This is a genomic window from Chryseobacterium luteum, from assembly GCF_000737785.1.
Lineage (GTDB): Bacteria > Bacteroidota > Bacteroidia > Flavobacteriales > Weeksellaceae > Chryseobacterium > Chryseobacterium luteum.
In genome coordinates this window covers 13166-35648 of sequence record NZ_JPRO01000011.1, presented here as the reverse complement: position 1 = coordinate 35648, position 22483 = coordinate 13166, and the positions used below count along the sequence as shown (strand labels likewise).

Here is a 22483-nt window from a genome sequence, read left to right as displayed (position 1 = left end):
GCTTAAGCCTTTCTATATAGATCATTTTATCTGCATCAACATTGAATTTTGCAGAATTTAATAATCCACGAATACATTGATAAAGGAAAGTGAATGATGCAGGAAAGTTAACAAAAATCTAATATGAGACAAATATCATATCAATTATTTGAAAATCTGTTGTGCAAACTGGTAAAGGCATCTTCTCCAGGTAAGCCATTCGTGGTAGGTTTCAGAAGATTTGTAGGAGAAAAAGGGATATTTATTCTGGTTGAAATAATTGGTTATAGTTTGATTAAATTCAAAAAACCTTGGGTCTTCTTTTTCCCCGATTCCTATAAAGAAGAACGGTTTATTTTTCGATTTCAATAAATTTTTAATAGGAAGCTCTCTAAAGGGTTCTGCCTGGGTTCCTTCATAGATTACCGGACTGAATGAGCCAATGGCTGAAAATACCTCCGGATGATTGGCCCCAATGAGCATCGCCTGATAACTGCCGCGCGAAAGGCCTGCGATTGCTTTTTTGCCGTTGGTTTTATATTTTTTTTCGATGTAAGGGATCAATTCCTGGATAAGGATCGTATCGATATTTTTAGAGGAAAGAACAGTGCGGGGATAGTCGTCCGGCATTTTTTCTTCTTCAGGCTTCAGTGCAACGCCATAATCCATTACTACAATCATTTCTTTCGCTTTATTGTCCGCAAAAAGATTATCCAGAATATTGCGGATATAGCCTTGTTTTTCCCATCCTGTAATGTCTTCGCCGGTTCCGTGATACAAATAAAGAACAGGCAGTTTTTTATTCCCGTAATTCAGAGGAAGATAGATTTTGAAATTCCGTTGTCCCAAGGTAATTTTGGAATTTAAACTGTCATCAATAATTTTTCCGTGTTTTACCTTTTTCTCTATGAAAAAATCTTCGCCTGAAGGGATTTCAATACCGCTGGTCGGCTGGCCATAACCAAAATAAAGCTGTGTATTGGAATCGTTTGTGCGCTTTCCATCCACATTAAACCAATAATAATGAAAGCCAATTTCCATCGGTGAAGTTGAAATGTTCCAAACGCCATCTTTGTTTTTTGAAGCCGTAGATTTTACATTTTTCATCCCATCTCCGCCATCTAATATTACGGATTTTGCATCCGGGAAATAGGCTTGAAATAATACTTTCCTTTCAGGGTCAACTTTCGGAAATTCTTTACCTCCCAAAGCTGTTGCTGAAGTCTGATAAGATTGGGAAAATACCATTGATGAAAATAAAATGAACAGTGAACTTATTTTTTGTAAATATTGCATTTATTTCAGTTTTAAATATAGGAGAATTATAATCTTTTGCAGTCAGCAAGTATTTTTCGTGAGGAGATATCTTCCAGCTGCCATCTTTGCTAAGACCGCGTTGTTTCAGCTCAATATTAAGGAAAATATTTTTTCTTTTTGGAAAGTTCTGAGAAAATGTATCATTTTTATTCTCAAAAAAGACATTCTTTTTCTTTGTATTTGCCACATAAGAAGAATTTCCCCAACCTTTCGACCGGGAAAATACAACTGAGGAAAACTATTATAAAAACTAAGCATCAAATCTTAAACGTTGAATCATTTTTTAGCTATAAATCTGTTTAAACTTATATTTTATATAGTTGGGCAATCGCAAAGACGCAAATTATATTATAAAAGACGTTTTAAGGCGCAAAGATTTTATCTGAGATAAAATTTCTCACTTTTTATTATAGAACTTTTGCTGAAAATCTTTGATTTTCTTGCGCCTGAAAACATCCATACAGTTTAAAACTTTGCGCCTTTGCGATTTTCTAACAAAGAAGTTTAAACACATTCTATTTAAGAAACTGTTTCATCAATCTCAAAGTAATATCCATACTTCCCTGGTATCACATATTTTGCTTTTGAGTTTCCGTTTTCATATTGAATCTGTTTATTATTTGGTGAAAAACAGGCAAGAATATACATCCAATAAATTCAGATGAAAAGATCATCCAGAACATTTACTAACCCCTATAGTATAAACTTAAACAATAACTTTCCGATACCATCTTTTTTGACTATTTTTACCTCATATTATATAATAATTTATGAGAAAAATCGTATTTGCCGGAATTTTAGTTTTGGGAGGATTTTTAACAGCGCATGCACAGTGTACAACTGTATCCACACTTACTGAAAATTTTGATGCCTGGAAAGATATTAACAAATGCTGGACTGCTCAGCAAGGAAAAGCAATGCTTTACAGTAGTGACAAAAAAATCATATTTTATTCCATGAACAGCCCGGGAGAAAATATGTATTTGATTACTCCAAAAATTAAAGCGGGAACATATACACTTTCTCTTGATGTTTCAGACAACGGTGGAGAAACGACACTTGAAATTTTCTCAGTAAACAATACTTCCGATGCAAAATCATATGTTGCAATAGCTAAAGCTTCAAAGATAACGGGAGATAAAAAAGTATTTAACATTACTTTAAAAAAAGATTCGAGTTTGGGTCTGAAAGTTTTACTAAATGGAGTGCATCAGGCAGTGTATTTAGATAATTTGTCTTTGAAACCAAAAAAATAACAGTTAAAAATTATTACAGTTAAAATATTATCGGAAAGCAGATTGATTAACGCAGGTAATAAGAAATGACTTTGAATAAAGTACCCCGGGGCTTTGCCCCGGGGTACTTTATTCTATTATTGAACATCCTATCCATTCTAATAAGGTATATTTCCTTAATCTAAGCACCACCTTCTGGATCTGTGGAAGTAATAACAGTATAAGAATAATACACCCAACACCAACAAGCATCAAATCGTAATAATCCCGGGTAGCACGGGCTAATGTTTGCTGTGCTATCAGTTTACTATTTTTTATATAGGATTGAAAAGCCTTAAAAATATCCCGCCTCTCTCCTGACATTAAAAAAAATTAATTTCGCATTCATTTCATCTTAATAAGGTCAATATACATTTGTATCAGAAAAAGAAATAAAATGTATAATTTAAATTTTAAAGAAATGAAAAATAATGTTTTAAATTCAGGTAGAAAAATAGCAGCTGCTGTATTTTTAATGACTGCTGTAGTAGCAAACGCACAAGCTCCGGTTCCTCCATCAGAGCCTCGTCCCGGAATGGAAAGACCAGGACCCGAAACAATCAGGGAAATCAGTACGGTGACCGGAAAGGTTTCCAAAATGGCGGTTAATGAAGATTTTGTCTATGATGGATTTTATATAACAAGTAATGGAGAATCTGTTTTGGTGAAATTCCCTCCTCATTTGGGTAGCCAGATCACTGCACTCGCAAAAAATGGCAGCAGCGTGAGTGTAAAAGGTATTGCCGATATTGCACCAAATGGCGAAAAATCTTTCCGAATGAATAGCCTGATTGCTAACGGAAAAACAGTTGAAGACGTTGCACCTGCAATTCCGCAGACACCGCCTCAGGAAGTTTCCGTGAGCGAAAGCGGCACTATTACACAGCTGCAGAAAAATAAAGAAGGCGACGCTGTAGTGGGTATCATTATTGGTAATACTATCCTGAAAATGCCGCCACATATCTACCAACAACAGGGACAGTCTCTGGTAAATGGTGCGAAAATTTCTTTCACAGGTTTCAAAAAGCCGGAAAACTCCGGTGAAGTGGCCGAGAAAAAATATACTATTGTCCACGCCAGAACCATCAGTGTGAATGGTAAAGAATATGCACTTTAAATATAACTGAAGTATAATGGAAACCTGGGCAGATTTTAGTAATTTGCTCAGGTTTTTGATGATAAACAATATGGTTTTTAAACTAAGAACATATCACCTATCGAAAATATTTTTTATTTTTTTTGTACTTTTCGTCCTTTCCGGGTGCGAAAAGAAACCTCCTGTTCCACCTCATTTACATCCTGAAATTGAAGAACCGGCTATACTGAATGGCAAAGTAAAAGCCTATGAAACTAATCCGGAAGGTGATATCGACAAAATCATTTTGAATCAGGGCAGGAAAGAAATAAAAATCCATTTCCCGCCACATCTTGCCAAATATATACTTGAGATAGCAAAAAAGAATGAAATGATTGTTATTAAGGCAACATCAAGAGAAGATAGCTATGAATTGATTTCTGTATCATCAGGAAATAGGAAAACTTTTGATGCAGGTAAAATATTACCGCCAAAACCCAGTCCCGGAAAAGAAGTTTTTATTAAAGGTACTATTTCCGGTTTTATAAAAAATCAGGAAAATAAGATAACGGGATTTATGATTGGTCAAAAAACAGTGATGCTTGGTCCGGAGGAACGCATCACATTAGCACCATTATTAATGAAGGCTCATCGGGTTGAGGTTACCGGTTTGGAACGGGATATGAGGGAAGGAATTGTCAATACATTGAAGTTTCCGCCGATTCGGATGACTGAAATCAAATTAGACAGTATCGTTTACAAAATACGCTGATTATGAAAATACTGATTGTAGAAGACGAAAAAAAGCTCGCAGGGTTTATTCAGCAGGGGCTTTCCCAGGCGGGTTATCTTGCGGAGGTCTGCAATAACGGTTCGGAAGCTTTGGAAATGGCAATAAAAAATGACTTTGACCTTATCCTACTAGACCTGATGCTACCAGGAATCAATGGTTTTGATTTCCTCAAAAATCTCAGAACTTTCGGTACAGAAACGCCCGTGATTATCATCAGTGCAGTAGCGGATTCCAAACAGGTCGTACAGGGTTTAGATTTGGGAGCCGTAGATTATATCAGGAAACCGTTTGAATGGGATGAGCTGCTGGCAAGAATCAGAACGGTGAGCCGCTTTTCCAATGGGTCAGGTCAGCAGAAAATCAATATAGAGGATCTGGAAATTGATATTCCTGCGAGAAAGGTGAAAAGAGGAAATACAGAAATAGAACTCACTTCCAAAGAATTTATTTTATTGGAATATCTGGCCAGAAATGCGAATCTTGTCCTTACTAAAAACCAGCTTCTGGAAAATGCATGGAATATGAACTTTGACCCGGAAAGTAATATCGTAGAGGTTTATATGCATCAGCTCAGAAAGAAAATTGATAAAGGATTTGACAATCCGTTAATCAAAACGGTCATTGGAGCCGGTTATATGTTAAAGGGCGATAAACAATAGCGATGGAAAGCAGGCCTATCTCTCCATTTTATCAAAGTCTCAGGTTTCGGTTTGGGTTGTTATTCAACTCATTGCTTTTTCTGTGTGTCAGTGTTATTGTTTATTCACTTTATAAAAACGCAAAGACAGAATTGGATAAAAGTTTTGCTCTTCAGCTAAAGTCATCTGCCTATAATATTCTTCAGAGAACGGACATAGACCCGATCGCTGTACCACTTCCAAAAAACGGGGAATTTTTCAGGATCATCTATGACAACAAAGCTAAAAAATCACAACTTTTTGACAATCTTCCAAAAAATGTCTCCGACAAAGAAAAATGGAGGTTGATCTCTGTGAAAAAATATCCGGAAAACGGAGGAAGTATTTCTGTAGACTTTGCGTTATCGGCAGAGCAGTACTATTCCGGTATCCAGAAATTGAAAAGACTCCTATACATCTATCTTCCGGTAGCTTTTTTAGTGGCATTTTTGGGAGGATATCTGCTTTCCTGGTTTCTTCTGAGACCCTTACGACGTATCATTAGTAATGCCAATAAGGTTGATCTGGAACATATTAAACTGCTTTCCGAGCCCCGATCTAAAGACGAATTTTATCATCTCACCGATGCGCTGAACAGAATGTTGTTACGGATCGATGAGCAGGCAAAACAGCAGACCACATTTTTTACAATGGCGTCACACGAGCTTCGAACGCCCATCAGCAATATGCTCACGGAATTGCAGGTTTTCAATCAGGATTTTTTGGATTTGGATGCCAAAAAGTTGTTGGACAATCAGGAGCTTGAAGTGAAACGGACGAAGGGATTAGTGGATAATTTCCTGTGGATGAGCCAAATAAAATCCAGCAATATACTCACGAAAAAGTCCAAAATCGATCTGGCAGAAATGGTATTGGAGCTTTCCGAAGGGTTCAGGAAACAGCTAACGATAAACCATCAACGATTCAAAATTGATTTTTCTCCTGTGGATGGCGATTTCAGCATATCTGCCGATAAAAATCAAGTGGAAGTTATTATTAAAAATTTGATATCCAATTCAATAAAGTACGGAGAAACCAATACAACAATCGACATTAAAATTTTCCAGAATCAGAAAAAGGGAATTATTGTTTCCAATTCTATCAGCCAGATCATCACAGATCCCGAAAAACTGAAAGGACAGTTTCTGCGGGATTCTTCTCATAAGGAAGGTTTTGGACTGGGACTTTGGATCTCTGAAATTCTGAGCGAGAAGAACAATGCCAGACTGTCACTCGATACTCTCGATAAAAGATTTTACGCAATGCTGCAATTTGATGAATTTTAACATTTTTAACTGATAGGATCACAGAAGTGCAAATTCCTCTGGCATTGAGCATCTGTGTCCAATATATGGTGAGCACCCAGTTTAAGTTTTTAATAGACATCACAAATATTGTGATATCCGCACAGCTCACAAATATGAGACCTACGGAATTCAAGGCAATGTCTTCGTAATTACTTTAAATGCAGAGTATATTTTTTATGAAAAAGTTTTAGATTCAAAATTTGTATAAAATTATTGGCTACAAAGGGAAATGTGGATGACCGAAATCCAAAACATATTAAGAAAATGGAAGACAAGGTTTTGTTTAGAAAAATAGCCATTACGGAAACCATAAATGATGAATTAAAGAGCTATTGCCAAGTGGAACACATCAGATATCGAAGTGTAAACAATTTTATGATCAACATTTTGGGAGGACTAACTACGTATTGTTTCTTCGCCAAAAACTGTCACTCAATCTGAATAAAGTAAATGACGGTCAACTTTTTTTAAACTTTGCTTAAACCGAACTCAGGTTATAACACATTATAAACCCGTTTTGAAAAAATATTGGCAAAATTAAAATTCTGTTTATTTTTGTATCAATCAATACAAAATAAAATGAGAGGAAGGCCTGCCACTTTTGACAATGACAAGATAATTGAAAAAGCCCAGAAGGTATTCTGGGAAAAAGGATATTCGGCAACCTCAATGGCAGACCTTCTTAAGGCCACGGGTATGGGCAGCGGAAGTTTTTACAATACTTTTAAAGGTGGAAAAAAAGAGCTGTTTAAAAAAGCCATTCAGCAGCGCCGTAACGCTTTTACGACCTTTAAAGAGCAGCTTGAACAAAGCGAATCACCTATTGAATTAATTAAAGATTTTTTCAAAAGCGTTGCTGTAGACAGCACCAATGCTCATCTTCAGGGATGTATTATCGCAAATACAATAACAGAGATGACTTTTATTGATGAGGAACTTGAAGATGAAGCTATTGCCGTTTTAAAAGAGGTGGAAAAAATGTATAGCCACGCGGATGGCACGATTAAAAACCAAACCGATGCAGTTATTTTAGGCAGGTACCTAATAACTCTGTGGAATGGACTTAATGTGACCAGACGAATGTACCCCGATAATAAAATTCTTCAAAAGCAAATTGAAATGCAGCTGGAAATCATCAGCTAATTTTTTTCTTAAATTTTATATCAATCATTACAAAAATAATTATAAATGAATGAATTTACACTTAGAGTCAAAAACCGGTTATAAGCGGTTCCACACAGGGTATTGGTTTTGCAATAGCCCGGCAATTAGCAGCAGAAGGAGCATCAGTTATTATTAACGGGCGCTCGCAACAAAAGGTTGACAATGTAGTACAACGTTTGCAACAGGAATATCCTAATGCAAATATTTCTGGAATGGTAGCTGATTTTTCTATTGCATCTGAGATTGATACATTAATAGCGGCATTACCGCACATTGATATCCTGATAAATAATGTAGGTATTTTTGAACTTAAGCCGTTTGAGGCCACATCTGACGAAGACTGGACACGTTTTTTTGAAATAAATGTAATGAGTGGAGTCCGTTTATCAAGGGTACTGCTGCCTAAAATGATAGCAAATAACCAGGGGCGTGTTATTTTTATAAGCAGTGAATCAGGTATTAATATTCCCGAAAATATGATTCATTACGGGATGACAAAAACAGCCATGATTTCGTTAAGCAATGGTTTGGCAAAACTAACCAAAGGGACTCAGGTAACGGTAAATACGATACTTGGAGGACCAACATATTCTGATGGAGTAGCAGCAACAATACAACAGATAGCTTCCGGAACACACAATCTATCCAAGAACATAGGCGGGACTTCTTGTGGAAATCAGTTGTTTAATATCCAGTAATTTTTAAAACGTGAAGGATGCTAATAAGCATCCTTCATTTTTTTGTTGATCCAGAGAGTATCTTACTTGTACAGCAAATAAATGGTCCAGTATTTTTCAGCGTAAAACTAGCGTAAAGATATTAAACAACTTGATGAATTGGTTAATTCGCAGCCGCTTCTTTACCAAATTTTCTCAGAATCAGAAAATGCGAGCGCAATGCTGATAAAAAGCTCTTATTTTCAATGTACGGCAAATTGAACTCCATTGCAGTCTTCTTTACAATGACCGAAATCTCACCGTAATGTATATGGCAGACTTTAGGAAAAAGGTGATGTTCGATTTGCCTGTTCAGACCGCCCAGGAAAAATGCCGCGAGCCTATTATGCGTTGCAAAGTTCGCCGTAGTACGCATCTGGTGCTCCGCCCATGCTTCTTCCATCTGTCCTGTTTTATTAGGTACCGGAAAATTGGTACCTTCAACAACGTGAGCCAGCTGGAAGACCAGTCCCATCGTCAGTCCCTGGGCAATATGCAAAAGCAGAAAGCCCATCAGGAACTGCCACCAGCTAACATCCAACACCAATAATGGCAATACGATAAACAGGAAATAATATAGTGCTTTATAAAAAAATAAATTGAAAAATTCCAACTTAGAATGTTTGTTTTGATGCGCTCCAATATTTTTCTGAAAAAACTTCTTGTAATCCTTTCGGAACACCCATGACAGGGATGCAAGGCTATAAAGCGGAAAAGCATACCAATGCTGGTATCGCTGAATAGCATTCACTTCGTCTTCTTCAGCAATACGTATAAGTCCTGGTGCTACCTCAATATCTTCATCATGTCCGGGAATATTTGTATAAGTATGGTGGACTACATTATGCGTAATGCTCCAGACATAAGGATTTGCGCCTACCAAATTAAAAACAAATCCAAAGATTTTATTCACTTTTTTATTGCCTGAAAGTGCGCCATGTATAGCATCGTGACAGATATTGAACCCTACAAAGGCACTCAATATACCCAATGCTGCTGAAAGGGGCAAGAGCATCCATCTGGGACACAGACCGGAGATAATCATAAAATAGATTCCGGCAAAACCGGTGAGGAAAAATATGGTCTTGATCCACATTTGTGTATTGGCATACTGACTTAATTGATTCTGGGTAAAATACTGCTCTACCCTGCTTCGGACGGTTGCATAAAAACGAGAACCGCAAGCGGATGAGAATTTTAATTTTTGTGACATAAGATATCATGTTTGATCAACTTTATGCGAACAAACAGATGTGCTAGAATCAGGTGTTGGAATAAGGAGAATGTTGGGTTTTCCGGCATATTACCGGATTGTTTGCCAGTATAACGAATTATTTATCCTTTTATTATAGTTCTATTTAAATCAATGATGAATTCAGGAACAATAGAAGAGAGAAAATGGAAATTATCTTAACAATCAACTTTAAAAAGATTGCCGCTGATTGAGCTCATATTAATGTAAAACCTGGTAAGCAGCTTCATGCTGCAATGAAGACTAAAATAAAAGAGCAGATAAAAATAAATTATCTGCTCTCTATATAACGTATAAGGTTATTTATTGGAGTTACGCTATTTTAACGTTAACTGCATTAACACCTTTGTTTCCATTTTGTAAATCGAATGTTACGACATCGTTTTCACGAATCTCATCCACTAAACCTGAAGTATGTACGAAAATGTCTTGACCACCTGTAGATGGAGTAATAAAACCAAATCCTTTGGTATCGTTAAAGAATTTTACTGTTCCTTGTTGCATTGTATTATGTATTTAAAAATTGTTGTATTCTGTTTTATAGGATCAAATATCCGGTTCCTTGATCTTCATCAAGACGATAATAAATTTTTGAGAGAAAAAATGGATGAGTAGAATTTAAGAGTGAAAATCGAACTTCTTAAAAGGTAGGACACCTAAAATATTAATGACAAAATTGAGCGGCTGTTTTTTTTATGAGTGTACTAAAGTTCACTGAATTAATATTGTCGCCTTATTATCTTACAAATATATGGTAATTATATGACATAAAAAAAATATAAGCACCCTTCATTTGTTTATTTATCCAAGGGATATTTCTTTTATCCTTTAAAAAGTAATCGTACCAATCCAGCATTCTCAACGTATAGTCTTTTTGCGCAGGATACTTCGTCAAAGTATGAGCTTCACCAGTATAAAACAAAGCGATGACGATTTTCCTGTATTTTCTCAGCGCACTGAAAAATGTTCTGGTCTCCTCCTGATCAACATTCTTATCCTCGGTACCTGTCCATAAAAGAATCAACGAATTGCCCATATGGATGATGTACGACATTGATGCTCCTGAAATAAATGCAGCAAAACGATTGCTGTGTGTGGCAATGAAATTGGTCTCGTAGCCACCAAATGACTGACCCATTAGCGCAATCTTTTTCATATCAACCTGCTCCACTTTTGAAAGTTCGTCCAAAACATCGTTGATACAATCCAGAGCCGCCAGTGCTGCTCCCCTATCATTGCAGTTGATATCAGGTATCAGAACCAGATAGCCGGATTCCGGCAATAACCGGGCATTAAATCCTCGTGTGTTCTTAAACGTCGGCACTAAATATTTATCGGTAAGCTCCTGTTGTTTTTCATAGATCAATAATGCGACAGGATATTTCTTTTTGGAGTCAAAATATGGTGGTAGAAAAAGGCTTGTCTGAAGATCTTCATTATTGACACCTTTATAGTACAACTTCTTTTTAGCAATTGTTTTGGCTCCTTTATCCTGAGCATTATACTGATAAACTGTTCTGGAAGCTGAGGATTTTATTTTCGCCATTACCACAGGTGGTTTATTGTAATTCTCTTCAGTCCATATAAAATTTTCACCATCATTACTTGCCTGAAGATGTTTGATACGATCTGTATTCTCTGGAATAATGACAAGCTTCTTGCCTTGATCCAACATATAGTAGGTTGACTGCAGATTTTTATCGTGATGAGCAGCAATCAGCAGATAATGATCATCCAGATAATAATACTTTCTGTGGAATCCTGCTTCTGTTGGCTTCTTAACTTTGTTGAGGATCTCAATGCTATCTGCATTGACAGGCATTATTTTTTCCTTTTGAAGGTCATTTTTATTCTGCTCCCATAATTCGCCTTTTGAAGACCATAAAATTGTTCCTAGCGAACTAAAATAGGGAACTGCCTTGGAGGGTATATCTATTATTTTATCCGTCATTGTTTTGGTCTCTAAAAGTTTCCAGTTAGCCTTTACATGTCTAAGAATAAAATTCCCTTCTTTATCAAAATACATGACATCTCCATTTTTTTAAAGTAATTGATCTGCCCCTATTACAGAGTTCCACAAATGCATCTCATCATGATTGACCTTAGCAGCGCCTTCTATTACATCTACTTATTCTTTATCTACCTTTTTTCTGAGAAAGAGATTTGACCTGCCGATTCCGGTATAGGCACGCCATCAATAATATACAGAGGTTCATTCCCTTCACGACGAATGCTGTTTTTCCCCATGATCTGAATATCAAAACCACCTCCCGGTATTCCTAAATTCTGTGTAATCGAAACCCCGCTCATTCTCCCCTGCGCTGAAGCAAAAACATTGGTGAATATCCTTTGTCGACACCTGGGAAATAATTCCCGTCCTCTTCCTTATCCCGAACCTTGTAATACCCTGCATTAAGAACGAACTTCTCTATTGCTTTCTCATTTTCATTACTTTTCCCGTTTCCATTCACATTTTCAATCCCCTTCTCATTCTCATTACCTAATGATACATCAACCGATACTCTATCTCCTAAAGAAACTTTTCGCTCAAGATAATCAGGATGCTTAAAGAAAGGTCAGAATTCTCCCCTGGTACCTGAACTCTATAAATACCATAAGTATGAATAGTACCTCCGTGCTCACGGAGTAAGTCGATATCAATGAGCATATTAATAGTATAGGTTTTTAATTGTATCAAATTTACTTAACAATTTCTGTTTAATTTCATGATCCAAGTACTCAATAAAGTAATTTCTTGCATTAATATAATACGTCAAGTTATGTCGCCTCAATTAGATATCTCTTTTGGAAATAATGAGCAATTAAGTAGAAAAATTCACTCATAGCTTTATTTTATAAGTATTCCTGAAGATTTTATGGTACTAAAGGCGGAGTCGTTTAACCGAAAGATAATAATAAATGACAGACAGGTTTGAAAAATGGTTTCTACTTACAATAGGTGAAATTAATTTTAAAGTTTGCTGGAATCCTATTTTAATCACCAGAAGCTAATCTTTTCAGCATTCCTTTGAAAATAAGACCATGAAATGGCAATACCGAAAACCAATATAACCTCCCCCACAATCCTTTAGGTCTGAAAACAGCTTTCTGCCACAATTTCCCTCTGTACAGTTTAAACATCAGCCAAGCTTCACCAGGCAGTTTCATTTCAGCAAAAAGAATAAGCTTTCCCTCTTCCCGACTGGCATAAAGTACACGCCAAAAATCCAAAGCATCGCCTTCGTGAAGCTGTGTGGGATGCGTTCTGCCTCTCCTCAATCCCGGACCACCAACCAATAAATCCAGAAAGCCTCTGATCTTCCAGAGATTTTGCCCGTACCAGCCGTTTTTCCCACCCAAACTAAAAATCCGGTCTAAGCATTTTTCACGATCATCATACTTTAGACTTCTAACATCTTTAAAACAACCAAAATGGGGAACTTCTATAAACTCCTTGAGTGAAGAATCATTTCTACTGCTGATAAAACTGTCTTTCCAGCTCGAGCGTATTTCGTTTGCCTGAATTTTAGCCATTGTTCGTTGCAAAGCCTCTTCATAAGAAAATGGATGAACGCCGGTTATTGTTTTAATCTGATCTAAACTTTCCTCATTACAGACCACTTCAATTTTCATACTTCCGACCAGAGAACTTGCTAAACTATAAGTAGTAGAAGTAATAAAATATAACCAATATGACGATAATTTCGGTGTCATAATTGGCAAAGTATAAATGGTCCTTTTCAACCCACGTACTTTGGCATAACCTAAGAGTATCTTTTTGTAAGTAAGTACATCATCGCAGCCAATATCAAAACTTCTATGGTAAGTTTCTTTTTTAAATAAGGTGAAAATCAGAAAATCCAGAACATTGGCAATTCCGATCGGCTGACATTTCGTATCCAGCCATTTAGGAGTCACCATTACCGGTAATTTTTCCACCAGATCACGGATGATTTCGAAAGAAGCACTTCCTGAACCGATGATGATTCCTGCCCGCAAAACAGTTGCGGCAACTTCACTTTTCATCAGGATTTTTTCCACCTGAAATCTGGAATTTAAATGCTTGGATAATTCTTTCTGATTAACCAATCCTGAAAGGTAGATAATATGCTCACATTCTGTCTTTTCGATTGCTGAAACAAAATTCTGAGCACATATCTTCTCTGACTCTTCATAATCAGCACTTGCACTCATAGAATGCATTAAGTAATAAGCACCCGAAATATCCTGCGGAATATTCTTTAAAGTTTCCTCTTTTAAAAAATCCACTTCTACAACCTCTATCAATTCATCTTTAATCCCTGCAGGTTTAGAAAAACGACTCACATCACGGCTGCAGCAAACTACCTTGTAGCCTTGCTCCGTAATCACGCTGATCATCCTTTTACCTATATATCCTGTTGCTCCTGTAAGTAATATTTTTTTCATAATAAATTGATTTTAATTGTGTCTGAGATTCTATGAAAAAGAAAATTTATATCTTATCTAAAAGATGCCCAAAATAATTTTTCTTTTTAATAAGATAAGATTCATTCGTTGTGTTAGAATCAATTTCCAATGGAATTCTTTTATTTAGCAAAATACCGCTATTGTCTAGGGATTTTAACTTTTCAGGATTATTGGTTAATAAATTTACTTTTAAGACATCAAGTATTTTAAGCATTTCAATTGCTCCGCTAAAATTTCTTCCGTCAGCCGGAAGACCTAATTTCAGATTGGCTTCTACGGTATCAAAACCATCTTCCTGAAGAGCATACGCTTTCAATTTATTAATAATACCAATATTTCTTCCCTCTTGTCTAAGATAGATGATTATTCCTCCATTTTCCGAAACAAATTTCATCGCAGCATCCAGTTGTTGACCGCATTCGCATTTTCTGGAATGAAAAACTTCTCCCGTTATGCATTCCGAATGGAAACGCACGTTGACAACGTCACTAAAATCCGTTTTCTCTGCAACCCAAACGAGATGAGGATTCCAGTCATTTTCACTTTCAGAAAAAGCATAAACTTTAAATATTCCAAAATCTGTAGGTATATTGGTTTGGGCTTGTATTTTCAACATGAGTTATAATTTGAATTATTATTATAGTACAAATTTATACTTTATTTGTTTAATTAGTAAAATTAATTACTAAATTTGTTGTAAATAAAATCTATAATGGAAAAAGAAAATTTGATAACAGAAGAAAAAATATTCGAACTATATGGCGATTATATTCTGAATCACGGCGAAAGACCAAACAACACTTACAGATTTGCCAAAGACAATAATTTTGAAGAGAAAGATTTTTACGATTACTTTTCAAGCTTTGAGCAGATAGAAAAATTAATGTTGGTGAATCTTTTTAACAAGTCTGTCGAACTAGCTTCGGAAGTTAATCATTCAGATGAAATGATCTCTAAAGAAAAATTACTGAATGTCTATTTCATTTTTTTTGAAAATATGACGATGAACAGATCGTTGGTTTTAATGATTTTAGGGAATAGTAAAATGCATTCCGCAAAAATCTCACATCAACTTAAAGAAGCGCATCGGAATTTCATCAAAACATTAGATTTCAACGATTGGGAAATCATTAAAAAATCTAAGGATAATATCAGGAATTTTCACGAAAAAGCAAGAGAAGAAGCCCTATGGTTTCATCTGGTTTCCGCTATTGAGTTCTGGAAGAAAGACACTTCGCCTTCCTTTGAAAAGACGGATATCTATATCGAAAAAACGATTGATACGGGATTTGAATTAATGGATAATGAACCTTTGCGAAAAGTTATAGATCTCGGAAAATTTTTATTTAAAGAAAATTTCAAAAAAAATTAAATGAAAACACTTAATAAAATACCGACAGGAAAAATTGAAAGAACGAGCAGTTTGCTGAAAGCAGGTGCAAAAGTCGGCTTTAACTACATCAAATATTACGGAAACAAAATCACAAAAGATAAAAATGAAGACGAAGCTCTGAAGACATTGAATGAAGATAATGCTTCAGACATTTACGACTCTCTAAAAGAACTGAAAGGTTCTGCTTTGAAGGTCGCCCAAATGCTGAGTATGGAAAAAAACATTCTGCCCCAAGCATATGTTGAGAGATTTTCTCTGTCACAGTTTTCTGTCCCGCCGCTTTCCGGAGCTTTAGTGAAGAAAACTTTCAGAAAATATTTCGGCAAAAGTCCGGAAGATATTTTTGATGAATTTACCACAGAATCTGTGAATGCTGCAAGCATAGGTCAGGTTCATAAAGCTAAGAAAGACGGAAAAACCTTTGCCGTAAAAATCCAATATCCGGGAGTGAGAGAAAGCATTTCCAGCGACCTGAAAATGGTAAAGCCGATAGCCATTAAGATGTTTAACATCAAAAAAGAAGGTTCCGAATCTTATTTTCAGGAAGTGGAAAATAAACTGTTTGAGGAAACTGATTATGATCTTGAGCTTAAAAAAAGTCAGGAAATTTCTGAAAAATGCAACCATCTCCCGAATCTTCAGTTTCCGAAATATTATCCTGAATTTTCCTGCGAAAGAATCATCACGATGGATTGGATGAACGGAAAACACTTCTCAGAATTCACAAAACAGGATAATTCTCAGGAAGATCTGAACAAAATCGGGCAAACGTTGTGGGATTTTTATATGTATCAAATGCATATTCTGAAGCAGGTTCACGCTGACCCGCACCCGGGAAACTTTCTGGTTTCTGAGGACAAAAAATTATTGGTGATCGATTTCGGATGTATCAAAGAAATTCCGGATGATTTTTACAAGCCTTATTTTGAACTGGCTAAAAATGAGAGTTTGAATAATCCTGAGGTTTTCAGGGAAAAATTATATCAGCTGGAGATTCTGAGATATGATGATTCAGCTCAGGAACAGAAATTTTTCTCAAAATTATTTTATGAGCTTTTAGAATTATTCACCAGACCGTTTAATGCGGAATTTTTTGATTTTTCTGATGAACATTTCTTTCAGGAAATTGCCGATCTCGGACAACGTTATGCGAAACTGAACGATATGAAAGGGATGAATACCAACAGAGGATCTAAACATTTTATTTACCTGAACAGAACGTTTTTCGGATTATATAATATGATGCACGATCTGAAAGCGGAGAATATTGAAATCAATCAGTATAAAAAATTCATCCTGTAAAATGTCTGCTGATCTGCCTTCAAAAATCTGCGAAATATGTGGACTGCCTTTTAACTGGCGTAAAAAATGGAAGATAAACTGGAACGAAGTAAAAATACTGCAGCGAAAGATGCCGAAGAAATAAGAATCTAAAAAAAATGCTGGAAAATTTAACCCGGAACAAAAAGACCGTATCATTGAAATGGCTTGGGAAGACAGAACACCTTTTGAAGCCATAAAATTTCAATTTAAAATCTTGGAATCAGAAGTTATTGAATTAATGAGAACCGAATTAAAACCTTCGAGTTTCCGGCTTTGGAGAAAAAGGGTGAATTCCAAAGTCAGTCAGAAACATATGATGAAAAGAAATCATGAAATTGATAGATTTAAATGTACCAGGCAACGGACAATAAGTTTAAATAAAATATCTAAACGATGAAAAATATAGTAATAATTGGCTGTGGACAAGGAATTGGACTTGCTACCGCAAAACTTCTTTCCAAGGATAGTAAGGTTATCGGAATTTCGAGAAGTTATAATCCTGAAGTAGAAAAATTGCATATTAAATTTCATAAGCTGGAAATTTTAGAAGGAAACTTGGATGAAATTGCTTTTCCTGAAATCATTGACGGATTGGTTTATACGCCCGGAAGTATCAATCTGAAACCTTTTAACAGGCTAACTATTGAGGACTTTAAAAATGATTTTGAAATCAATGTTTTGGGTGCTGTGAAAACAATTCAGAAATTATTACCTCATCTTAAAAAGTCGGAAAGTGCTTCTATTGTATTATTCAGCTCGGTGGCCGCAAAACTGGGAATGCCATTTCATGCTTCTATATCAGCAAGTAAAAGTGCTATTGAAGGTTTGACAAAAAGTATGGCTGCAGAATTGTCTGCTCAAAAAATCAGAGTGAATGCCGTTGCGCCATCTTTAACTGATACAAATTTAGCCTCTCAAATACTTTCGACATCGGAAAAAAGGGAATCTTCCGCAAAAAGGCATCCGCTTCAAAGAGTGGGAAATGCTGAGGAAATGGCGAAAATGACAGCATTTTTATTATCATCAGATTCCTCGTGGATTACCGGTCAGGTCATTGGAGTAGATGGTGGAATGGGCAATGTGAAATTGTAATTTCATTGCTGAAATCAAAAAATAATATCTTTACATAAATTAAAAGTATGCAAACTGACTTTATCATCGATCTGCTTCATCAGGTCAAGGAATTTGAAAATTCCAGCACGTACAAACCCAATTCTAATGTGGAAGATTTTCGCGTGTGGATGAACGATAAAAAATATTCTGCAGAGAGTCCAACCATGCTTTTTAAGAATGAAAATCATCAGGTTGCCTTTACCGAAAATGAAATCTGTAAACAAATTCTCTTATTAGGAAGATATTCCAAAATACTGATAAGGAAAGGTTTGTCCGAATTTCCGGAATTAGCCAACGAAGAATTTACTTATATATACCGTCTTATGGATGAGCCTTACTTGACGAAGATTCAGCTAATTGAAAAAAATGGGCACGAAAAACAGACCGGTACTCAAATCATCAAAAGACTGCTTGAAGCAGGGTTTTTAAAAGAAGAAAATGACGAAGGTGACAAGCGAATGAAAAGACTTAATCTTACCGAAAAAGGTGAGGAAATATTTCACAAGTCCGTCGAAAATGTCAATACAACCTCAAAAGTTTTGTCTGCCAAATTGAACACTGCTGAAAAAAATGAGTTGTTGGAGATACTTCAAAAGCTCAATGCATTTCATTCACATCTTTACAACAAATACAGAACAATGACTATTGAAGAAATCATGTCATTTTATGTAAAAAACTGAATCATGGAGTTGGCAACTTTTTTAAGACACAATTCTCTAATCTATAAAACCAATAGCTGCTCTTGCCTTCTACGGTAATATCCTCTTTAACTCCAGCAGAATTATCGTTCGGGTGGTGATTTAGAACAAGCTTTATTTCTGGTATCCGCATTGATAAACCAGCCTTTAAAAAATATTGGCAAAATTAAATGAGAGGAAGGCCCACCATTCAAGGATTGAATCTATTTACGGTTTTACGTAAATAGATAGGCTTTAGCACTCTTACTTTTGTAAAAAAACATCTTTATCTATGAAAATCTATGATTATTTTCATTCCTGTTGTTGATTTTATCCTATAGCGCGCATGTTGCAAAAACACACCTAAGTTCATCAAATAGGACTACGTTAGTCCGATGGAGATTTTATAACGCAGGGACTAACGATCTGTGAAAATAAGTAAGTTCATACAAACAATGATGACCAGTATTGATACCAAAGAAACAAAAGCCCCGACAAATGTCAGGCTTTTTTGATAGGAAATCTTCAAGTCTTATGATATTAAAAATCTTTCACTTTCAGTGTATCAATTTATTCTGATAGAAAATTCATCGATCGGCAATCTGACTTTGGGAGCTGATGAGAGAAAATCACTGGCAGCATCCCGATAGCCCAATGACATGATAACCGAGGCATGAAGACCCTTTTCTGACAAACCTAACACTTCATCAAACAATTTCGGATCAAACCCTTCCATAGGCGTTGCATCTACTTTAAGTTCCGCAGCCGCAATCAAAGCTGTTCCCAAACCGATATAAGCTTGTTTGTCCGACCAGATCGTATTTTGTTCAGGCGTTTGAGCAGAGAAATAGCCTACTAAAGTATCTTCCAATATCTTCAACCCTCCGCTCTCTAAATTCCGTTGCTTCTCCATCATCTCAACATAGCTTTCTATATAGGCGTTGGTGATCTCATTGAATCCAGCAAAAACCAATAAGTGGGAAGAAGCATGGATCTGTGCATTGAATGAATCTTCTCCTAATCTTTGTCTTACTTCCGGATTGGTAATAACAAACAATCGGTAAGGTTGTATTCCGCAAGAAGAGGCGGTAAGATTGACAGCTTCGATAATCTGATCGATTTTATCTTCGCTTACTGATTCATCCGAGTATTTCTTGACCGCATACCGCCATTGTAAGTTTTTAATTAGATCCATTTTTTGATATTTTTAATTAGATCCACAAAGTTATATTTTCAATATGTATATTTGTAACTAAGTGACAAAAAGTTATAGTGACAAACGGGTAACCAAGTGAGCGGTATGGAACAGGAATTTGATTTAGTAAAGGATTGCAGCCAAAAAATACTGGCAATCAATGATACAATGGAAATTTTAAACGGAAAATGGAAAATGTCCATTATTGCTTGTCTGTGCTATAAGCCGATGCGCTATTCTGAACTTCTGAAAGAGGTTAAGGGTATTTCCGGTAAGATGCTCAGCCGTGAGCTGAAGGATCTGGAGATCAATGAATTGATTGAGCGTCATGTTCTGAACACGGCACCTGTTGCTGTGGAATATCAAATAACTCATTACGGAAAATCACTTAAACAATTGACCAATACAATTGCAGACTGGGGATTTATCCATAGACAACGTATTATTTCCGGAATGAAGAATACAATTGAATAGCACATTGTAAAATGATTTTTGTACACTGTGAAATATTAAAATAATCTTATAACTGTCCTATTGACATCCATATTAAATGGCCAATAATCATAAATCAATTTATAGTGCACTTGCAGCCAATCTGCTGATTGCGCTGACAAAGTTTATTGCCGGAGCATTTACCAACAGTTCTTCCATGATCTCTGAAGGTATTCACTCAACCGTTGACACCACAAACCAGCTTTTGCTTTTATATGGGTTGAAGAGAAGTAAGAAAGCAGCAGATGAATCTCATCCCTTCGGATATGGCAAGGAACTCTATTTCTGGTCTTTTGTGGTTTCCATTCTGATATTTGGTCTGGGTGGTGCTTTATCCATTTATCAGGGAATTTCACACATTCTGGAACCTGAAGTGATGAAAGATCCGTTCTGGAACTACATTGTCTTAGTGCTCTCCCTTATTTTCGAAGGAACTTCATTATTTATTGCAGTAAAAGAATTTAACAAGACCCGTAACGGTATAGGATGGTGGGATGCGATCATTAAAAGCAAGGATCCCGCTAGCTTTCTCGTCGTTTTTGAAGATGGCGCGGCAGTAGCCGGATTAATCGTGGTGATGATATTGATGGGGATCAGCCACTCATTCCAAATACCAGAATTGGACGGTCTTGCTTCGGTTATTGTAGGACTCATCCTGGTATTTGTTTCTTTTATCCTGGCCAGGGAAAGCAGGAGTTTATTGATGGGAGAAGGCATAGCTCCTGAAACAAGAGAAAAGATCGCAAAATTAGCTGAGAAAGATGCTGCTGTGGTCAGAACAAAAAATATTCTGTCAACTTATCAGTCACCAGAGGAAGTCGTATTAATGCTCATTATTGATTTTGAAGATCATCTGGATACGGAAGAGATTACAGAGGCCATACAGCGTATTCGTGGACATATAAAAAATGAGTTTCCATTGGTAAGGTTTGTCATTATTCAGCCTGAATAAATTATAATTGAAAAACTATTAGAACCGCATTATTATGTTGGTTTCAATTCTGTTCAGGAAAAGAATAAATTTCACTCAATTGTTATCAGCCAATGCGGTATAAAAAGAGGTGATAGAGTAACATGGATAACTCAAAGATATATTGATGAAAAATTTAATTGTACTTCTTATGCTGATTTCTAATTTTGCCATTGCTCAGCAAAAAATACCGGTTAAGCAATCCATCCCCGACCAAGAGTAACATCTGAAACTCAACCGAAACATCAAACCTCACATTCACAAGCCCGGCGAGGCTAAGTAAGATTTTGCAAAACAATTTCCTGATGAAAGTCGGGATTTTTGGTTTTCAGTATATCGTAAAAGCACTGTATGTGTTCTATGTCTAATTAAAAGACTGCCTGAATTCCAAAGGGGTCAGCTTGGTTTTGCTCTTGAACAATCTGGTAAAAGACTGTGGATAGTCAAATCCCAGATGATAGGCAATTTCAGATACTGAGAGCTGGGTGGTAGACAATATCTCTTTCGCCGCATCAATAAGCCTGTTATGAATATGCTGCTGTGTATTAAGCCCAGTCAATGAGCGGAGCACATCACTTAAATAATTGGCGGAAACATTGAGTTGCTCTGCAACAATTTGTACAGAAGGCATTCCGTTATGCAATTCGTGATCAGAATTAAAAAAGGAATCCAGTACCGCTTCAAACTGCTGAACCAGATCATCATTGACTGCTTTATAGGTGATAAATTGCCGTTTGTAAAATCGGCTGCTGTAATTCAGAAGCAGTTCGATCTGTGAAATAATAACGTCCTGACTGAAGTCGTCTACCCTGCTGTTGATCTCCTCGTCAATAATTTTGAAGACTGAGAATACAGTCTCTTTTTCCTTTTCTGACAAATGAAGGGCTTCATCCGCAGCATATGAAAAGAATCCATACTGCCTGATCTTTTTAGCTAAAGGATAAGACAGGAAAAAATCAGAATGGATCAGCAGGATACAGCCTTTGCCCTTGCTGCTCTTCGGTTTCTCAAAAAGTTGACCCGGAGCAGTAAACACCAATCCGCCTTCTCCAAAGTTGTAATGATGCTGTCCGTATTTAGCTTTTCCAATGCTATCCTTGTAGGCAATTTTATAAAAATCCAAAACCAGATAGTCGGGCAATGTTTTTTCAGGCATTTTCATATTCTCCAGACGGATAAAACTGACCAGCGGATGTTCAGGTTTTGGTAGTGCAAACATCACATGAAACTCAGATAAAGACTTGAATTTATGTATTTTGCTTTGTTTACTTCTCATTTTTAACATCTTTTTAATGTTGGATTTAACATCCGGAATTT

The 22483-nt window shown here is 36.2% G+C and carries 24 protein-coding genes and 1 pseudogene; 16 read left to right on the top strand and 9 right to left on the bottom strand.

All coding sequences use genetic code 11. The features are described 5' to 3' along the window. Positions 1 to 144 precede the first annotated feature (144 nt). Positions 145 to 1275 carry an alpha/beta hydrolase-fold protein gene (locus tag IX38_RS12575; protein ID WP_084680268.1) on the bottom strand — a complete coding sequence of 377 codons (1131 nt, stop codon included), beginning with the start codon at positions 1273 to 1275 and terminating at the stop codon, positions 145 to 147. A 791-nt stretch (positions 1276 to 2066) separates the two neighbouring features. Between IX38_RS12575 and IX38_RS12565 the strand changes: the two genes are divergently transcribed. The 8 genes and pseudogenes from IX38_RS12565 (at position 2067) to IX38_RS12530 (ending at position 8284) form a co-directional block, all read left to right on the top strand. Beyond that, a complete protein-coding gene (locus IX38_RS12565) occupies positions 2067 to 2552 on the top strand; it encodes a hypothetical protein (RefSeq protein WP_034705532.1) in 486 nt (161 codons plus the stop codon). A 439-nt stretch (positions 2553 to 2991) separates the two neighbouring features. Then, positions 2992 to 3687: a hypothetical protein gene (locus IX38_RS12555; protein ID WP_131368682.1), complete on the top strand. Its 696-nt coding sequence runs from the start codon at positions 2992 to 2994 to the stop codon at positions 3685 to 3687. 70 nt (positions 3688 to 3757) lie between these two features. Next, positions 3758 to 4417, top strand: coding sequence for a hypothetical protein (locus IX38_RS12550; protein WP_131368681.1), 660 nt, complete (start codon positions 3758 to 3760; stop codon positions 4415 to 4417). 2 nt (positions 4418 to 4419) lie between these two features. Continuing rightward, positions 4420 to 5097: a response regulator gene (locus tag IX38_RS12545; protein ID WP_034705525.1), complete on the top strand. Its 678-nt coding sequence runs from the start codon at positions 4420 to 4422 to the stop codon at positions 5095 to 5097. Between the two features lie 131 nt (positions 5098 to 5228). Further along, on the top strand, positions 5229 to 6401 hold the full coding sequence (locus tag IX38_RS12540; protein ID WP_165570735.1) for a HAMP domain-containing sensor histidine kinase: 1173 nt from the start codon (positions 5229 to 5231) through the stop codon (positions 6399 to 6401). A gap of 240 nt (positions 6402 to 6641) precedes the next feature. Further along, positions 6642 to 6904 (top strand): annotated as a pseudogene (locus tag IX38_RS23365) (transposase); the annotation flags it as partial. 97 nt (positions 6905 to 7001) lie between these two features. Next, positions 7002 to 7565, top strand: coding sequence for a TetR/AcrR family transcriptional regulator (locus IX38_RS12535; RefSeq protein ID WP_034705522.1), 564 nt, complete (start codon positions 7002 to 7004; stop codon positions 7563 to 7565). Positions 7566 to 7645: 80 nt separating this feature from the next. Further along, on the top strand, positions 7646 to 8284 hold the full coding sequence (locus IX38_RS12530; protein WP_117585899.1) for an SDR family NAD(P)-dependent oxidoreductase: 639 nt from the start codon (positions 7646 to 7648) through the stop codon (positions 8282 to 8284). A gap of 142 nt (positions 8285 to 8426) precedes the next feature. On the opposite strand, the gene IX38_RS12525 is transcribed toward IX38_RS12530, so the two are convergent. The 6 genes from IX38_RS12525 to ribA form a co-directional block, all read right to left on the bottom strand. Then, positions 8427 to 9515, bottom strand: a complete 1089-nt coding sequence (locus IX38_RS12525) for a fatty acid desaturase family protein (RefSeq protein ID WP_034705520.1) — start codon at positions 9513 to 9515, stop codon at positions 8427 to 8429. Between the two features lie 351 nt (positions 9516 to 9866). Beyond that, a complete protein-coding gene (locus IX38_RS12520; protein ID WP_034705517.1) occupies positions 9867 to 10058 on the bottom strand; it encodes a cold-shock protein in 192 nt (63 codons plus the stop codon). Between the two features lie 232 nt (positions 10059 to 10290). Next, on the bottom strand, positions 10291 to 11580 hold the full coding sequence (locus IX38_RS12515; protein WP_034705514.1) for an alpha/beta hydrolase family protein: 1290 nt from the start codon (positions 11578 to 11580) through the stop codon (positions 10291 to 10293). Positions 11581 to 11693: 113 nt separating this feature from the next. Next, positions 11694 to 11864, bottom strand: coding sequence for a hypothetical protein (locus IX38_RS23030; RefSeq protein ID WP_165570734.1), 171 nt, complete (start codon positions 11862 to 11864; stop codon positions 11694 to 11696). A gap of 684 nt (positions 11865 to 12548) precedes the next feature. Next, entirely contained in the window at positions 12549 to 13982 is a 1434-nt protein-coding gene (locus tag IX38_RS12510; RefSeq protein ID WP_034705513.1) for an SDR family oxidoreductase, read from the bottom strand. 46 nt (positions 13983 to 14028) lie between these two features. After that, a complete protein-coding gene (gene ribA / locus IX38_RS12505; protein WP_034705510.1) occupies positions 14029 to 14619 on the bottom strand; it encodes a GTP cyclohydrolase II in 591 nt (196 codons plus the stop codon). Positions 14620 to 14715: 96 nt separating this feature from the next. Between ribA and IX38_RS12500 the strand changes: the two genes are divergently transcribed. The 6 genes from IX38_RS12500 to IX38_RS12475 are packed head-to-tail and all read left to right on the top strand — an operon-like array spanning position 14716 to position 18512. Next, on the top strand, positions 14716 to 15375 hold the full coding sequence (locus IX38_RS12500; protein ID WP_034705507.1) for a TetR family transcriptional regulator C-terminal domain-containing protein: 660 nt from the start codon (positions 14716 to 14718) through the stop codon (positions 15373 to 15375). Further along, on the top strand, positions 15376 to 16698 hold the full coding sequence (locus tag IX38_RS12495; protein WP_034705505.1) for an ABC1 kinase family protein: 1323 nt from the start codon (positions 15376 to 15378) through the stop codon (positions 16696 to 16698). 1 nt (position 16699) lies between these two features. After that, positions 16700 to 16822 (top strand): DUF2256 domain-containing protein, encoded by a 123-nt coding sequence (locus IX38_RS23210; RefSeq protein ID WP_034705503.1) that lies wholly within the window; start codon positions 16700 to 16702, stop codon positions 16820 to 16822. Between the two features lie 48 nt (positions 16823 to 16870). Continuing rightward, positions 16871 to 17116, top strand: coding sequence for a TIGR03643 family protein (locus tag IX38_RS12485; protein WP_228377955.1), 246 nt, complete (start codon positions 16871 to 16873; stop codon positions 17114 to 17116). Then, entirely contained in the window at positions 17113 to 17811 is a 699-nt protein-coding gene (locus IX38_RS12480) for an SDR family NAD(P)-dependent oxidoreductase (protein WP_034705498.1), read from the top strand. The genes IX38_RS12485 and IX38_RS12480 overlap by 4 nt, the downstream gene beginning before the upstream one ends. Before the next feature lie 47 nt (positions 17812 to 17858). Beyond that, positions 17859 to 18512, top strand: a complete 654-nt coding sequence (locus IX38_RS12475; RefSeq protein ID WP_034705497.1) for a MarR family winged helix-turn-helix transcriptional regulator — start codon at positions 17859 to 17861, stop codon at positions 18510 to 18512. Positions 18513 to 19074: 562 nt separating this feature from the next. Here the strand turns inward: IX38_RS12475 and IX38_RS12470 are convergent. After that, entirely contained in the window at positions 19075 to 19704 is a 630-nt protein-coding gene (locus IX38_RS12470; RefSeq protein ID WP_034705495.1) for a nitroreductase family protein, read from the bottom strand. 105 nt (positions 19705 to 19809) lie between these two features. On the opposite strand from IX38_RS12470, the gene IX38_RS12465 reads away from it, so the two are divergent. Both IX38_RS12465 and IX38_RS12460 read left to right on the top strand, forming a co-directional pair. Then, entirely contained in the window at positions 19810 to 20178 is a 369-nt protein-coding gene (locus IX38_RS12465) for a winged helix-turn-helix transcriptional regulator (protein WP_034705492.1), read from the top strand. A gap of 76 nt (positions 20179 to 20254) precedes the next feature. Next, the gene (locus IX38_RS12460) at positions 20255 to 21148 is read left to right on the top strand and encodes a cation diffusion facilitator family transporter (RefSeq protein ID WP_034705488.1); all 894 of its coding nucleotides are present in this window, start codon (positions 20255 to 20257) and stop codon (positions 21146 to 21148) included. Between the two features lie 382 nt (positions 21149 to 21530). Here the strand turns inward: IX38_RS12460 and IX38_RS12455 are convergent, their stop codons facing one another. Beyond that, positions 21531 to 22442, bottom strand: coding sequence for a helix-turn-helix domain-containing protein (locus IX38_RS12455; RefSeq protein ID WP_034705606.1), 912 nt, complete (start codon positions 22440 to 22442; stop codon positions 21531 to 21533). Between the last annotated feature and the right edge of the window lie 41 nt (positions 22443 to 22483).

Excerpts from the sequence above, each read along its gene's own strand:
- IX38_RS12575 (WP_084680268.1), bottom strand. The coding sequence starts at position 1,275 with ATGCAATATTTACAAAAAATAAGTTCACTGTTCATTTTATTTTCATCA.
- IX38_RS12565 (WP_034705532.1), top strand. The coding sequence starts at position 2,067 with ATGAGAAAAATCGTATTTGCCGGAATTTTAGTTTTGGGAGGATTTTTA.
- IX38_RS12555 (WP_131368682.1), top strand. The coding sequence starts at position 2,992 with ATGAAAAATAATGTTTTAAATTCAGGTAGAAAAATAGCAGCTGCTGTA.
- IX38_RS12550 (WP_131368681.1), top strand. The coding sequence starts at position 3,758 with ATGGTTTTTAAACTAAGAACATATCACCTATCGAAAATATTTTTTATT.
- IX38_RS12545 (WP_034705525.1), top strand. The coding sequence starts at position 4,420 with ATGAAAATACTGATTGTAGAAGACGAAAAAAAGCTCGCAGGGTTTATT.
- IX38_RS12535 (WP_034705522.1), top strand. The coding sequence starts at position 7,002 with ATGAGAGGAAGGCCTGCCACTTTTGACAATGACAAGATAATTGAAAAA.
- IX38_RS12525 (WP_034705520.1), bottom strand. The coding sequence starts at position 9,515 with ATGTCACAAAAATTAAAATTCTCATCCGCTTGCGGTTCTCGTTTTTAT.
- IX38_RS12520 (WP_034705517.1), bottom strand. The coding sequence starts at position 10,058 with ATGCAACAAGGAACAGTAAAATTCTTTAACGATACCAAAGGATTTGGT.
- IX38_RS12515 (WP_034705514.1), bottom strand. The coding sequence starts at position 11,580 with ATGTATTTTGATAAAGAAGGGAATTTTATTCTTAGACATGTAAAGGCT.
- IX38_RS23030 (WP_165570734.1), bottom strand. The coding sequence starts at position 11,864 with ATGAGCGGGGTTTCGATTACACAGAATTTAGGAATACCGGGAGGTGGT.
- IX38_RS12510 (WP_034705513.1), bottom strand. The coding sequence starts at position 13,982 with ATGAAAAAAATATTACTTACAGGAGCAACAGGATATATAGGTAAAAGG.
- ribA (WP_034705510.1), bottom strand. The coding sequence starts at position 14,619 with ATGTTGAAAATACAAGCCCAAACCAATATACCTACAGATTTTGGAATA.
- IX38_RS12500 (WP_034705507.1), top strand. The coding sequence starts at position 14,716 with ATGGAAAAAGAAAATTTGATAACAGAAGAAAAAATATTCGAACTATAT.
- IX38_RS12495 (WP_034705505.1), top strand. The coding sequence starts at position 15,376 with ATGAAAACACTTAATAAAATACCGACAGGAAAAATTGAAAGAACGAGC.
- IX38_RS23210 (WP_034705503.1), top strand. The coding sequence starts at position 16,700 with ATGTCTGCTGATCTGCCTTCAAAAATCTGCGAAATATGTGGACTGCCT.
- IX38_RS12480 (WP_034705498.1), top strand. The coding sequence starts at position 17,113 with ATGAAAAATATAGTAATAATTGGCTGTGGACAAGGAATTGGACTTGCT.
- IX38_RS12475 (WP_034705497.1), top strand. The coding sequence starts at position 17,859 with ATGCAAACTGACTTTATCATCGATCTGCTTCATCAGGTCAAGGAATTT.
- IX38_RS12470 (WP_034705495.1), bottom strand. The coding sequence starts at position 19,704 with ATGGATCTAATTAAAAACTTACAATGGCGGTATGCGGTCAAGAAATAC.
- IX38_RS12465 (WP_034705492.1), top strand. The coding sequence starts at position 19,810 with ATGGAACAGGAATTTGATTTAGTAAAGGATTGCAGCCAAAAAATACTG.
- IX38_RS12460 (WP_034705488.1), top strand. The coding sequence starts at position 20,255 with ATGGCCAATAATCATAAATCAATTTATAGTGCACTTGCAGCCAATCTG.
- IX38_RS12455 (WP_034705606.1), bottom strand. The coding sequence starts at position 22,442 with ATGAGAAGTAAACAAAGCAAAATACATAAATTCAAGTCTTTATCTGAG.